The organism is Streptomyces sp. 71268 (assembly GCF_029392895.1).
Taxonomy (GTDB): domain Bacteria; phylum Actinomycetota; class Actinomycetes; order Streptomycetales; family Streptomycetaceae; genus Streptomyces.
Genome location: NZ_CP114200.1, coordinates 6937863 through 6951585 on the forward strand (window position 1 = coordinate 6937863; position 13723 = coordinate 6951585).

Below are 13723 nucleotides of genomic sequence, written 5' to 3' on the forward strand. Positions count from 1 at the left end.
CCAGCCCCCAGCCCGCAGAAGGACACCACTTCGTGAGAACCGCTCTCGTCATCGGCACCGGCCTCATCGGCACCTCGGCCGCCCTCGCGCTGGCGGGCCGGGGCGTCCACGTACACCTGGCCGACCACGACCCGGCGCAGGCCCGCACCGCCGCCGCCATGGGCGCCGGCAGCGACGCCGAACCCGAGGGCCCGGTGGACCTGGTCATCGTGGCCGTGCCCCCCGCGCACGTCGCCGACACCCTGGCCGACGCGATGCGCCGCGGCCTGGCCCGCGGCTACCTGGACGTCGCCAGCGTCAAGGGCGGCCCGCGCCGCGAGCTGGAGGCCAAGGGCTGCGACCTGACGCACTACCTGGGCACGCACCCGATGTCGGGCCGCGAGCGGTCGGGCCCGCTGGCCGCCAGCGCCGACCTCTTCGAGGGCCGCCCCTGGGTGCTCACGCCCTCCCGGGACACCGACACCGAGGTGCTGAACCTGGCCCTGGAGCTGGTGGCGCTGTGCCACGCCGTGCCCGTCGTGATGGACGCCGACGCGCACGACCGCGCCGTGGCGCTGGTCTCGCACACCCCGCAGCTCGTCTCCAGCATGGTCGCGGCCCGGCTGCAGAACGCCGACGAGACGGCCGTGCGGCTGTGCGGCCAGGGCATCCGGGACGTCACCAGGATCGCCGCCTCCGACCCGGCGATGTGGATCGACATCCTGTCCGCCAACCCGGGCCCGGTCGCCGACGTGCTGGCCGAGCTGGCCGACGACCTCGCGGAGACCGTACGAGCGCTGCGCTCCCTGGAGTCCGGCGCCGAGGCCGCGCGCGAGGACGGCGCTGCCGGCATCGCCGACGTGCTGCGCCGGGGCAACGCGGGCCGGGTCCGGGTGCCGGGCAAGCACGGCGCCGCGCCCGCCGCCTACGACACCGTGACGGTCCTCATCGGCGACCAGCCGGGCGAGCTGGCCCGGATCTTCGCCGACGCGGACCGGGCCGGCGTCAACATCGAGGACGTACGGATCGAGCACGCCACCGGCCAGCAGGCGGGCCGCATCCAACTGGTGGTCGAGCCGAACGCGGTGCAACCGCTGACCGTGGCGCTGCGCGAACGGGGCTGGCCGCTGCGCCCGTGAGCGCGCCGTCCCGCGACCGCCGGTTCTCGGCCATCGTGGTGGCCGAAGAGTGGCGTTACGCCCCGCGCCTGGCGGCGGGGGCGTGTACGCCGCCAGGCCCGGGGCACCCGCGTGTCTCGACAGCAGACACGACCACGGGAGGCAGGATGCGCGCACGGCGGCTCATTCGACGGACAGACGGCGGCGCGGGCGCCGGACGGGCGTCCCGCCGGGGACGTACGACGATCGCCGCCCTCGCGGTGGCCGGACTCGCCGCCGGTACGGCGCTGACCGGATGCGGAAGCGACGACGGCTCCGACAAGAAGACGGACAGCGCGGGCGGCGGGAAGAGCTCGGAAAGCCCCGAGACGCCCGGCGCGGGAGCGGACCAGAGCCAGGTGGTCCAGACGGCCTACGAGAAGACCGCCGAGGCGGAGACCGCGAAGATGCGACTGGTCACGAAGACCAGCGCGGGCTCGAAGGACGTCACGGTGCGGGGCGAGGGCGTCATCGACTTCGACGACGGCGCGTCGAAGCTGAAGCTCTCCGGGGACGGGAAGCAGCTCGAACAGCGGGTCGTCGACGGCGTGCTCTTCCAGCAGCCGCCGAAGGAGGAGCGCCAGCAGATCCCCGGCGGCAAGCAGTGGATCAAGGTGGACCTGGCGAAGGTCGCCGAGCGGAACGAGCGCTCCGGAGGCGACCAGATCAGCGACCCGGCGGCGTCCGCCCAGTACACCAAGGCCATCTCCGACGGGAAGGTCGAGAAGCTCGGCCGCCAGGAACTGAACGGTGTTCAGACCACCCGCTACCGGGTGAGCATCGACGTGGACAAGCTCGCCGGCACCCGCAAGGCCGAGGCCGCCCAGCTCAAGAAGCAGTTCGGCCGGCACCTGCCGATGGAGCTGTGGCTCGACGACGACGGCCGCATCCGGCGGCAGCAGATGGAGCTGACGCCGAAGCAGGGCGAGATGAACGCGCAGCGCGTGACCGCCCGCACGGTCATCGACTTCACCGACTACGGGACCGACGCGGAGGTCGAGGCGCCGCCGCGCGGCCAGACCGCCGACGTGACGAACAAGATCACGCGGTGACGGGCTGACGCGGTGACGTGTGCGGGGGCGGCCGGAGCCGGCGCCTCTCGGGTCACTCCCGCGCGGCCGCCGGCCCGGGCGGGGACCCGCGCGGCGCCCGGGGCCGGCCGCCACACCACGGGTGGCGGCCGGCCCTCGGCCGACGGCGGCGGCCTCGGCTGCACGGGGTGGTCATTCCAACCAGTAACCTTGTCGGAGACCTCTCGTTTCGCGATCACTCCGCGTCCGCCCCGTAGTAACGCCCCGTGCATGAGGAAGGTGTCTGTCACCGTGGAAACCGCCGCCCGGACCGCACCGGCAGCAGTCATTGTCGGCATCGACGGCCCCTCCGGCACGGGCAAGTCCAGCACCTCCAAGGCCGTCGCGGCCAAGCTCGGCCTGCGCTACCTGGACACCGGGGCCCAGTACCGGGCGATCACCTGGTGGATGCTGAGCAACGGCATCGACGTGAACGACCCGGCCGCCGTCGCCGACGCCGCGGCCAAGCCCGCCATCGTCTCCGGTACGGACCCGGCCGCGCCCACCATCAGCGTAGACGGCGCCGACGCCGCGGGCCCCATCCGCACCGCCGAGGTCACCGCCGCCGTCAGCGCCGTCAGCGCCGTACCCGAGGTGCGCGCCCGGCTGACCGAGTTGCAGCGCACCATCGCCGCCGAGGCGCCGCACGGCATCGTCGTCGAGGGCCGCGACATCGGCACCACCGTGCTGCCGGACGCCGACCTCAAGATCTTCCTCACCGCTTCGGAGGCGGCCCGCGCCGCCCGCCGCAGCGGCGAGCTGGGCGGCAGGAGCGCCTCGGACATCGCCGCCACGCAGGCGGCGCTGGCCAAGCGGGACGCGGCCGACTCGGGGCGCAAGACCTCCCCGCTGGCCAAGGCCGACGACGCGGTCGAGGTGGACACCACCGAGCTGACCCTGGAGCAGGTCATCGAGTGCGTGGTCACCCTGATCGAAGACAAGCAGGGCGCGTGAGCACGGCCGCGGCACAGCAGGCACCGAGCGGGCCGGGTGCCGCGGTCGGCCGCCGTATCGGCATCGGCCTGATGAACACGCTGTGGCGCCCGCGCGTGCTCGGCGCCTGGCGGGTGCCGAGCAGCGGCCCGGTCATCCTCGCGGTCAACCACGCGCACGGCGTCGACGGCCCGATGCTCATGGGCACCGCGCCCCGGCCGGTGCACTTCCTGATCAAGAAGGAAGCGTTCGTCGGGCCGCTCGACCCGTTCCTGCGCTCCATCGGCCAGCTCAAGGTGGACCGGGAGATCGCGGACCGGGCGGCGATCACCGACGCGCTCGCCGTGCTGCGCCGTGGGGACGTGCTCGGCATCTTCCCGGAGGGCACCCGGGGCGAGGGCGACTTCGCCGCGCTCCGCGCCGGCCTGGCCTACTTCGCGGTGCGCGGCGACGCCCCCATCGTGCCGGTGGCGGTGCTGGGCACCAGCGAGCGGCGCGGCCGGGCCATAGCGGCCCTGCCCCCGCTGCGGTCCCGCATCGACATCGTCTTCGGCCCGGCCTTCCGCGCCACGGACGACACCGACGGCGGCGCCCCGTCCGGGACGGGCGCCACCCGCACCCGGGCCACCCGGGCAGTCCTGGACGCGGCGACCGTCCGCATCCAGGCGCGGCTGAGCGAGCACCTGGCCGACGCCAGGCGCCGCACCGGCCGCTAGACAGACGTGAGCGGCGGGCCGTGAGGGCCCGCCGCCGAGGGACGACGAGGAACACTTCATGAACGACCAGATCCACACCGGCGACGAGCACGGTGAGCTTGGCGACGCCGAGTACGCGGAGTTCATGGAGCTCGCCGCGCAGGAGGGCTTCGACCCCGAAGAGGTGGAGAGCGACATCGCGGCGGCCGGCCACGGCCCGCTGCCGGTGCTCGCCGTCGTCGGACGCCCCAACGTCGGCAAGTCGACCCTGGTCAACCGGATCCTCGGGCGCCGCGAGGCGGTCGTGGAGGACCGCCCCGGCGTGACCCGGGACCGGGTGACGTACGAGGCCGAGTGGGCCGGGCGCCGCTTCAAGGTGGTGGACACCGGGGGCTGGGAGCAGGACGTGCTCGGCATCGACGCCTCGGTGGCCGCGCAGGCCGAGTTCGCGATGGAGGCCGCCGACGCGGTCGTCTTCGTCGTGGACTCCTCCGTGGGCGCCACCGACACCGACGAGGCCGTGGTCAAGCTGCTGCGGCGGGCCGGCAAGCCCGTCGTGCTGTGCGCCAACAAGGTGGACGGTCCCTCGGCCGAGGCGGACGCGGCGGCCCTGTGGTCGCTCGGTCTCGGCGAGCCCTACCCGGTCTCCGCGCTGCACGGCCGTGGCACCGGCGACATGCTCGACGCCGCCCTGGACGCGCTGCCCGAGGCCCCGGCGCAGACCTTCGGCACGGCCGTCGGCGGCCCGCGCCGCGTCGCGCTCATCGGCCGCCCGAACGTGGGCAAGTCCTCGCTGCTGAACAAGGTCGCGGGCGAGGAGCGGGTGGTCGTCAACGAGCAGGCCGGCACCACCCGCGATCCGGTGGACGAGCTGATCGAGCTGGGCGGCAAGACCTGGAAGTTCGTGGACACCGCCGGCATCCGCCGCCGCGTCCACCTCCAGGAGGGCGCGGACTACTACGCGTCGCTGCGCACCGCGGCGGCGTTGGAGAAGGCGGAGGTCGCGGTCGTCCTCATCGACGCCAGCGAGTCCATCAGCGTGCAGGACCAGCGGATCATCACGATGGCCGTGGAGGCCGGTCGGGCGCTGGTCATCGCGTACAACAAGTGGGACACCCTCGACGAGGAGCGCCGCTACTACCTGGAGCGGGAGATCGAGCGGGACCTGGTGCAGATCCCGTGGGCCCAGCGGGTCAACGTCTCGGCGCGTACGGGGCGGCACATGGAGAAGCTGGTCCCGGCGATCGAGACCGCCATCGCCGGTTGGGAGACCCGGGTCCCCACCGGGCGGCTGAACGCCTTCCTCGGCGAGATCGTGGCCTCCCACCCGCACCCGATCCGTGGCGGTAAGCAGCCGCGCATCCTGTTCGGTACGCAGGCGGGCGTCAAGCCCCCGAGGTTCGTCCTGTTCGCCTCCGGCTTCCTGGAGGCCGGCTACCGCCGCTTCGTGGAGCGCCGGCTGCGCGAGGAGTTCGGCTTCGAGGGCACCCCCATCCACATCTCGGTACGGGTCCGCGAGAAGCGCGGGCGCAAGAAGTAGCGGCCCGGGGTCGGACCCCAGGCCGCCGCGCACGCACGGGCCGCTCCGGCGGCTCCGTCGGGCCGCTGACCCCGTCGCCGCCGCGTCCAGCCGACGCGGCGGCGGTCCTCCTACAGACCGCGCCGCCTGCCGTCCCGGGGCGCGGGCGGCAGCGCGGCGGGCAGGTTGGCGCGCTGGTGGCGGCCGTTGCCCGACCAGCCGCCGCCGTCCCAGGCGCCGGTGCGCTCCCAGCCGCCCGGGCGTTCCCACGAGCCCCGCTGCTCGCGGTGGCCGAACGCCGTGAACCCGAGGTCCTCCTCGCCCGAGCGGTCCCCCGGCAGGGCCCGGAAGGACCTGCGGTACTCCGCGTACAGGGCGTCGAAGATGGGCGTGGCCGACGCGACGTGCTGGTGGGGCCGCGCGTGGTCGGGTCCCTCGTGCGGGGGTCGCATGCCAGGGATCGGAGGCTGGTAGGGGTCGCGGGGGGCGGTCTCGTATGTGTGCACGTAAGCGCCAACGACCCGATCGCTCGTCGGATGCGGGGAGTATGGCGAATGCGCCACCCGTGAGGCGTATGGGGGAGTGTGTCCGAAGTGGGCGTTCGGCCGGGCGCGCTCCCGGTCCGGCGTGGTGAACCGGGAGCCGTACGGGGCGGTGCCGGGCGGCTGCGGGCCCGGCTGGGGGCCCTGCCCCCGCGCGGGCGCGGCCCGCATCACGTGCCCGCGAGCGGCATCGCGGCGGCGACCAGCTCCCCGCGCGCGGCGGCCCGCTCCAGGGCCGAGCGCAGCAGGTCCTCGCGCGGCTGCTGGCCGATGGCGCCGGCCGGGGCCGCGTAGACGAACACGGTGTTGCTCTTGTTCGCGGCGGCCCGCCACCCCTCGGTCACGTGCAGCGGCTGGTGGGCCTGCCACCACGCGGTGGAGGCGGTGCCGTCGGCGCCGGGGGAGAGGACCGCGTGCAGTTGGCCCATGGCCAGCAGCACCGACCAGCCCGAGTTCCGCTCCGGCCGCTGCTCCAGGTCGGTGACCGGCCGAAAGCCCTGCTCGGTGAGGAGGGTCAGGAAGTCGTCGCCCGGGCCGTCGGAGCCGGGGCGGACGATGGGGCCGGTCGGCTCGACCACGAGCCCGGGGTGGACCTCGCCGCCGAGCAGGATCAGCCCGCTGGTGACGCCGAGCACGGCCTGCCGCGGGTCGCTCCTGGGGACGCTGTCGGCGTCCTGGCTCGCGGTGATGGACCGTACGGCCCCCTGCAACTGCTCCTCGGAGACCGTGACCACCTGCGAGGGGATGCAGGAGGCGTGCGCGAAGGCCAGGACGGCGGTCTCGTCGCCGACGAACAGGACCGTGCTGGTGGGCTCCTGGGCGGCGTCGCCGGGGGTGCGGCACGAGGTGCAGTCGTAGTTGCCCGGGGTGTTGTCGCCGACGAGCAGCCGTTCGGCCTCTTCGTCGCCGATCTCGGCGCGTACGTCGTCGCTGACGTCGAGCATGCGCGGCACGGGTGGCTCCTCGAATTCGTCTTCATGCGCCGGGTGGACCCCCGGCTCGTAATGAACACAACGGGGGACCAGCGGCGGGGGTCACGCCGGGCGTGACGCGGAAACACGCCGTCCCCGGCCCGCCGCCAACGCCGCCCGGAAGCGCTTGCGGGCCGCCCCGACCCGCCCCGCCGCTGGCCCACGGCGAGCGGGTACGGGGCGGGTGGGTCCTGTGGGGCGGCCGGATCACGCCCCCGTGCGCCGCCGCGCGGGGGGCCGGCCGACCGGCGCGGTGGCGCGCTCGCGCTGGAGCGGGCACCCTTGGGCAGCGAGCGAACGGTCATCCTGGCCTCGGGGCACCCGTCCCGAGCGGCCCGCGACCCGGTGCGCCGGGCGCGGGAGCGACCGCGCCGGTTCGCCCGACCCGGTGACGCCCGGCAGCGCGGCGCCCCGGGACGGACCACGCCGACCGGCCATGATGATCACTCGGCTGGGAAAGTTCCCGCGGGCCGCTACCGATTGCACATCGCTTGGGGAACAAGATGGTGTGTGGGGCCAACCCCGCAACCGTTTTCCTAGTCTTACCCAGAAGTTAAGGCGGACGAGCGACCGTCCGCGGGGAAAACCGTGGGATGACGGGGACGGATGCATATCTCATTCCTGATTCACAACGCGTACGGGATCGGCGGGACGATCCGCACCACGTACAACACTGCCCGCACGCTCGCGGAGCAGCACGACGTGGAGATCGTCTCCGTGTTCCGGCACCGCGACGAGCCGGTCTTCGACCCCGGCTCCAAGGTGACGTTGCGGCATCTGGTGGACATCCGTAAGAACAGCCCGGACTACGAGGGCGACGACCCGCGCTACACCAAGCCCGCCCGCGTGTTCCCGTACACCGAGGGCCGGTACAAGCAGTACAGCGAGCTGACCGACCTGCGCATCGGCGAGCACCTGGCGGGCCTGGAGACGGACGTGGTGGTCGGCACCCGGCCCGGGCTGAACTGCCACATCGCGCGCGAGGCGCGGCGCGGGATCGTGCGCGTGGGGCAGGAGCACCTGACCCTGAGCACGCACTCCAAGGGGCTGAAGAAGACGCTGCGCGGCCTGTACCCGAGGCTGGACGCGGTGACCACGGTCACCGAGGCCGACGCCAACACCTACCGGCGCCAGATGCGGCTGCCTGGGGTGCGGGTGGAGGCGGTGCCCAACAGCGTTCCGGAGCCGGGGATCACCCCGGCCGACGGAACCGGCAAGTGGGTCGTGGCCGCCGGCCGGCTGGCCCCGGTGAAGCGGTACGACCTGTTGATCAAGGCGTTCGCCAAGGTCGTGGCCCAGCGCCCGGACTGGCGGCTGCGGATCTACGGCGGCGGCGCGGAGCGGGACAAGCTACGCGCCCTCATCGACCGCCTCGGGCTCTACAATCACGTCTACCTCATGGGCCCCGCCAACCCGCTCGACCCCGAGTGGGCCAAGGGCTCCATCGCCGCCGTCACCTCCAGCCTGGAGTCGTTCGGCATGACGATCGTCGAGGCCATGCGCTGCGGACTGCCGGTGGTCTCCACCGACTGCCCGCACGGCCCCGGCGAGATCATCGACGACGGCGTGGACGGCCGCCTGGTGCCCGTCGGCAACGTCAACGCGATCGCCGGCGCCCTCCTCGACCTGATCAACAACGACGAGCTGCGGCAGCGCATGGGCGGCGCCGCGCTCGCGAACTCGGCCCGCTACGACCCCTCCCAGGTCGCCGGCCGGTACGAGGCGCTCTTCAGTGACCTGATGTCGCGCGGCGGACTGCGCGGCTCGCTCCACCGCACGCGAGGCGCCCTGCTCAGTGGCGTGTACGCGACCAAGGACGTCGGACGACAGGCGTTCAGAAAGGTACGTGCCGCATGACGACCCCCCCTGCACAACTGCCCACGCCCGCCTCCCGGCCCGAGCCCGAGGCGAGCGGGCCGCTGCGCGCGGACAGCGTCGCCGACTCCGCGGGCGGCCTCACCTTCGACATCGACCTCGCGCTGTCCGACCCCGCCGACTGGAACGCGGCGCTCGTGCTCAGGCTCCGGGGCGACGCGGAGGGCGCCGACGAGGTGCGGCTGCCGCTGTCGCCGGCCGGCGAGCGCCGGGTGAGGGCCGTGCTGCCCAGCACGGTCGCGCTGCCCGAGGGCCGCTGGGACGTGTACGTGGCCGTGGGCGACGAGCGGCCGCGACGACTGGCGCCCGGCCTGAACGACCTGCGCTCGCTGGTCGACCGCAGGCCGGGCCCGAGTCTGTCGCCGCTGGCCGTGTGCATCCCGTACACCACCAAGCACGGCAACCTCTCGCTGCGGAGCTGGCTGCGGGCCCCACACGTGGAGGCCGGCGAACTGCGGGTGGCGGACGGCACGCTGACCGGGCGCGGCCGGCTCTACCGGGTGGAGCGCCCGGTGGCCTGGCTGACCGGCGCGGTGGTATGGGCCCGGCTGCGCCGCGACCCGTCGGTGGAGCACGAGGTCCCGGTCACCGCGGACTGCGCCGACTTCGGCTTCTCACTGGCCTACGCGGACCTGGCCGCGCACTGGGACGGCGGGCAGGACGTGTGGGACCTGTGGCTGGCCCGGGCCGACGGGGGCGAGGAGGGCGAGGGCCAAGCGGCGGAGGGCGCCTCGGCGGAGACCGCCCCGGCGGACCGGTCGCCCGCGACGCGGGTGCGCATCGCGCGCATCCTGGACGACGTCGTGGACAAGAAGCCCGTCTTCGCCTACCCGGCGCTGTCGTTGGGCACCGACCGCGGCACGGTCCGCGTCACCCCGTACTACACGGCGGACAACGACCTCTCGGTGCGCGTCGAGGGGGCGTAGCGACCGTCGGTGTGAGTCATGACACCGTCGCGGGGCGGGGCAATGTGCATGAGCCGTGGTGGGCGGGGCACTCGGTTGTCCTGGAGGTGCGAACTATGGTTCCTGTTCTACTCGTTCTGCTGCTGGCCCTGATCCTGTTCGGCGCCGGCTTCGCGATCAAGGTGCTGTGGTGGATCGCCATCGCCGTGTTGGTCATCTGGCTGCTCGGCTTCCTGGTGCGCTCCACCACGCCGAGCGGCCACCGCTCCCGCTGGTATCGATGGTGAGCGGGTCGGTCCGGGTGCGCGGCACCCCACCACGGTGACCGCCGCGCCGGCGAGCCGTCCGGCGACCGGGCCGGCACCGAACGACGGGTTCGGTGCCGGCCCGGTCGCCGCCTGTGGGCCCGTGCCCGCGCCCGACCGTCGGGCGCGGGCACGGGCGCGTCGGGTTCGGGAGCGGGTGGTGCCGCCCGCCCCCTCACGGCTCCTCGCGGACCGTGGCTGTCCGCGACGGCTGGCAGACTGCTGCCCATGTTGGAAACCTCGGCCCGACTCCTGCGTCTGCTCTCGCTGTTGCAGACCCACGGCGGCCTCGCGTCGGCGGACCGGTACGGCGCGGGCGGTGGGCGCCGTAGTTGGGCGGGCGCGGAGCTGGCCGAGCGCCTCGGCGTCACCCCGCGCACCATCCGCCGCGACGTGGACCGGCTGCGCGAACTCGGCTACCCGGTGCACTCCGTGCCGGGCACCGCGGGCGGCTACCAGCTCGGCGCGGGCGCCGAGCTGCCGCCGCTGCTGCTCGACGACGACGAGGCGGTGGCCGTCGCGGTGGGACTGCGGATGGCCCCCGCCGGGGTGGAGGGCATCGACGAGAGCACCGTGCGCGCCCTGGCCAAGCTGGAGCAGGTGCTGCCGGACCGGCTGCGTCGCCGGGTCTCGGCGCTGAACACGTACACGGTGCCGATGGTCGGCGCGCCCGGCCACGCGGCCATCGACCCGCGGGTGTTGACCGAGTTGGCGCACGCCTGCCGGGACCGGGAGCGGGTCCGGTTCGAGTACCGGGACCACGGCGGCGGGGTGAGTCGCCGCACGACCGAGCCGTACCGCCTGGTGTGTTCGCGGGCGCGCTGGTACCTGGTCGCGTGGGACCTCGACCGCGCCGACTGGCGCACCTTCCGGGCCGACCGCATCACCCCCAAGCCACCGCACGGCCCGCGCTTCGAAGACCGCGAGCCGCCCGCCGACGACCTGGCCGCCTACGTGTCGCGGGGCGTGTCCGTGACCGCGTACGCGCACCGCGCCACCGTGCTGTTGCGGGTCTCGGTGGAGCGCGCCGCGGAGCAGATCTCGCCGTCGGCCGGGGTCCTCGAGGCGGTGGACGACCACTCCTGCCTGCTGCACACCGGCGCACACGCGCTGGACGTGCTGGTGCTGCACATCGTCTTGGCGGGCTTCGACTTCGAGGTGCGCGAACCGGCCGAGCTGCGCGAGCACATCAGGCGGATTCGCGACCGTCTCGACCGGGCTCTGCCTTGATGCTCGACTCTTCCAACCGCGCCACTCGCGGGTGGCGCAGGTCGAAGGCGGGGGACTCGGAGCGGATGCGGGGCAGCGCGAGGAAGTTGTGCCGAGGCGGCGGGCAGGAGGTCGCCCACTCCAGCGAGCGGCCGAACCCCCACGGGTCGTCCACGGCCACCGGCGGCGCGTAGCGCGCGGTCTTCCAGACGTTGTAGAGGAACGGCAGCGTGGACAGGCCGAGCAGGAAGGCGCCGACGGTCGAGACCATGTTGAGCGCGGTGAAGCCGTCGGCCGCCAGGTAGTCCGCGTACCGGCGCGGCATGCCCTCCACGCCCAGCCAGTGGTGGACCAGGAACGTGGCGTGGAAGCCGACGAACAGGGTCCAGAAGTGGACGCGGCCGAGTCGCTCGTCGAGCATCTTGCCGGTGAGCTTCGGCCACCAGAAGTAGAAGCCGGCGAACATCGCGAAGACGACCGTGCCGAAGACCACGTAGTGGAAGTGGCCCACCACGAAGTAGCTGTCGGTGACGTGGAAGTCCAGCGGCGGCGAGGCCAGGATCACGCCGGTCAGGCCGCCGAACAGGAAGCTGACCAGGAAGCCGATCGACCACAGCATCGGCGTCTCGAAGGAGATCGACCCGTGCCACATGGTGCCGATCCAGTTGAAGAACTTCACCCCGGTCGGCACCGCGATCAGGAAGGACAGGAAGGAGAAGAAGGGCAGCAGCACCGCTCCGGTGGCGAACATGTGGTGGGCCCAGACGACCACGGACAGCCCCGTGATGGCCATCGTCGCCCCGATCAGCATCACGTAGCCGAAGATCGGCTTGCGGGAGAAGACCGGGATGATCTCCGTGATGATGCCGAAGAACGGCAGCGCGATGATGTAGACCTCCGGGTGCCCGAAGAACCAGAACAGGTGCTGCCACAGGATGGCCCCGCCGTACTTGGCCTCGAAGACCACCGCCCCGAAGCGCCGGTCCGCCTCCAGGCACAGCAGCGCGGCGGCCAGTACGGGGAAGGCGATGAGCACCAGGATCGAGGTGAACAGCACGTTCCAGGTGAAGACGGGCATCCGGAACATCGTCATGCCGGGTGCGCGCATCCCGATGATGGTGGTGAGGAAGTTGACCGAGCCCAGGATCGTGCCGAAGCCCGACAGCGCCAGGCCCATGATCCACAGGTCGGCGCCGATGCCGGGCGAGTGGGTGGCGCTGTTGAGCGGCGCGTAGGCGAACCAGCCGAAGTCGGCCGCGCCGTTCGGCAGCAGCATGCCGCTGACCACCATGAGCCCGCCGATGAGGAACAGCCAGTACGAGAGCATGTTCAGGCGCGGGAAGGCCACGTCGGGGGAGCCGATCTGGAGCGGCATGATCTCGTTGGCGAACCCGGCGAAGGTCGGCGTCGCGAACAGCAGCAGCATGATCGTGCCGTGCAGCGTGAACGCCTGGTTGAACTGCTCGTTCGAGACGAGCTGCAACCCCGGGCGGGCCAGCTCGGCCCGCATCACCAGGGCCAGTAACCCGCCGAGCAGGAAGAAGCCGAACGAGGTGATCAGGTAGAGGTGGCCGATCTTCTTGTGGTCGGTCGTCGTCAGCCAGTCCACCACCACGCGGCCGGGCCGCCGCTCCCGAACCGGCCCGGCAGCCGCCTGAGCGGTCTCCGTCCCCATGCGTGCTCCCTCTGGGCGTCTGCTCTGCCGGGCTTCGGGTACCCGCCATGATGCGGGGCTCCCGTGGCGGGCGTGCCGGTACGACACGCGTACGGCGCGCCGATTCGCCCGCTTCTGCCCCGTCCGTGAGCCACTTATGAGGGCCTGTGCGGGGATCGTTGTCGGGCTTGTCTGGTGTGTCTGGCATGTGGGCGTCAGCGCGGGAAGTCGGTACGTGTAGCTATGGCCAAACCTGTGTGCGAACGGCCAGATCAATGTGGTGGAATTGTGCGCTCCCTGTGTGATGCGGTATGCATTTCCGTTAGCCGTTCAATTTCCATACCCGTAGCTGCCGTACAGCGCGCGGCGCGACCCTTTTCGGGCGCCGAAATGAGAAATTGATGAGAACTCGGCCGCCCCTTCCGACGGGGAACGGAAGGCCCTTACGGGTGATGCGGGGCACGGCAAACCAGGCCGGGTTTTCTGTGACACAAGTGTGACCAGTGAGGTGCCCGTGGGCCATGTTCCGCTGGCAGGGCCCGCCTTCCGTCCCCCGGCGGGGCCGCCTACGGTGGCTGGCATGGCACCTCTACCCACACCCCCGGCCGAACCGGCCGACGACCTGGACTCCTACGTCGGACTCGCCGGCGAGGCCGCCGAGCGGCGGGCCAGGGAGCGCGGCTGGACCACCGTCAGGTCGCTGCCGAAGGGCGCGATCATCACCATGGAGTACCTGACCGGCCGACTGAATTTCACCGTCGAGGACGGCGTCGTCGAGCGCTGCTGGAAGGGCTGAAGCCGGCGCCGGCCGGGCCCCGGCGCCTACGGCGAAGGCCCCGACGCTCCTAGGAGCGTCGGGGCCTTCGCCGTAGGCGGCCCGCCGGTGTGCGCGCCGATCGTGCGGGCCGT

General features: G+C 72.8%; 13 protein-coding genes. 10 read left to right on the top strand and 3 right to left on the bottom strand.

Annotated elements, in window-relative coordinates; genetic code table 11:
- Positions 1-32 precede the first annotated feature (32 nt).
- The 5 genes from OYE22_RS27740 (at position 33) to der (ending at position 5374) form a co-directional block, all read left to right on the top strand.
- Positions 33-1118, top strand: coding sequence for a prephenate dehydrogenase (locus OYE22_RS27740; protein ID WP_277322930.1), 1086 nt, complete (start codon positions 33-35; stop codon positions 1116-1118).
- A gap of 239 nt (positions 1119-1357) precedes the next feature.
- Positions 1358-2188, top strand: coding sequence for a hypothetical protein (locus OYE22_RS27745; RefSeq protein WP_277322931.1), 831 nt, complete (start codon positions 1358-1360; stop codon positions 2186-2188).
- 249 nt (positions 2189-2437) lie between these two features.
- Positions 2438-3160: a (d)CMP kinase gene (cmk, locus tag OYE22_RS27750; protein WP_277322932.1), complete on the top strand. Its 723-nt coding sequence runs from the start codon at positions 2438-2440 to the stop codon at positions 3158-3160.
- Positions 3161-3231: 71 nt separating this feature from the next.
- Positions 3232-3855, top strand: coding sequence for a lysophospholipid acyltransferase family protein (locus OYE22_RS27755; RefSeq protein WP_277324358.1), 624 nt, complete (start codon positions 3232-3234; stop codon positions 3853-3855).
- A 58-nt stretch (positions 3856-3913) separates the two neighbouring features.
- Positions 3914-5374 (top strand): ribosome biogenesis GTPase Der, encoded by a 1461-nt coding sequence (der, locus tag OYE22_RS27760; RefSeq protein ID WP_277322933.1) that lies wholly within the window; start codon positions 3914-3916, stop codon positions 5372-5374.
- A gap of 110 nt (positions 5375-5484) precedes the next feature.
- Here der and OYE22_RS27765 read toward each other — a convergent pair whose 3' ends face one another.
- Together OYE22_RS27765 and OYE22_RS27770 are read right to left on the bottom strand one after the other, a co-directional pair.
- A complete protein-coding gene (locus OYE22_RS27765; RefSeq protein WP_277322934.1) occupies positions 5485-5859 on the bottom strand; it encodes a hypothetical protein in 375 nt (124 codons plus the stop codon).
- 206 nt (positions 5860-6065) lie between these two features.
- Positions 6066-6848, bottom strand: coding sequence for a hypothetical protein (locus OYE22_RS27770; protein WP_277322935.1), 783 nt, complete (start codon positions 6846-6848; stop codon positions 6066-6068).
- 624 nt (positions 6849-7472) lie between these two features.
- On the opposite strand from OYE22_RS27770, the gene OYE22_RS27775 reads away from it, so the two are divergent.
- The 4 genes from OYE22_RS27775 (at position 7473) to OYE22_RS27790 (ending at position 11181) form a co-directional block, all read left to right on the top strand.
- Entirely contained in the window at positions 7473-8723 is a 1251-nt protein-coding gene (locus OYE22_RS27775; protein ID WP_277322936.1) for a glycosyltransferase family 4 protein, read from the top strand.
- Positions 8720-9667, top strand: coding sequence for a hypothetical protein (locus tag OYE22_RS27780; protein WP_277322937.1), 948 nt, complete (start codon positions 8720-8722; stop codon positions 9665-9667). The genes OYE22_RS27775 and OYE22_RS27780 overlap by 4 nt, the downstream gene beginning before the upstream one ends.
- Before the next feature lie 95 nt (positions 9668-9762).
- Entirely contained in the window at positions 9763-9933 is a 171-nt protein-coding gene (locus tag OYE22_RS27785) for a hydrophobic protein (protein WP_187063944.1), read from the top strand.
- 246 nt (positions 9934-10179) lie between these two features.
- Positions 10180-11181, top strand: a complete 1002-nt coding sequence (locus tag OYE22_RS27790) for a YafY family protein (protein WP_277322938.1) — start codon at positions 10180-10182, stop codon at positions 11179-11181.
- Here OYE22_RS27790 and ctaD read toward each other — a convergent pair.
- Positions 11141-12835 carry a cytochrome c oxidase subunit I gene (ctaD, locus tag OYE22_RS27795; RefSeq protein WP_277322939.1) on the bottom strand — a complete coding sequence of 565 codons (1695 nt, stop codon included), beginning with the start codon at positions 12833-12835 and terminating at the stop codon, positions 11141-11143. The genes OYE22_RS27790 and ctaD overlap by 41 nt on opposite strands.
- A 559-nt stretch (positions 12836-13394) precedes the next feature.
- On the opposite strand from ctaD, the gene OYE22_RS27800 reads away from it, so the two are divergent.
- Entirely contained in the window at positions 13395-13610 is a 216-nt protein-coding gene (locus tag OYE22_RS27800; RefSeq protein ID WP_277322940.1) for a proteinase inhibitor I78, read from the top strand.
- Positions 13611-13723: the final 113 nt, after the last annotated feature.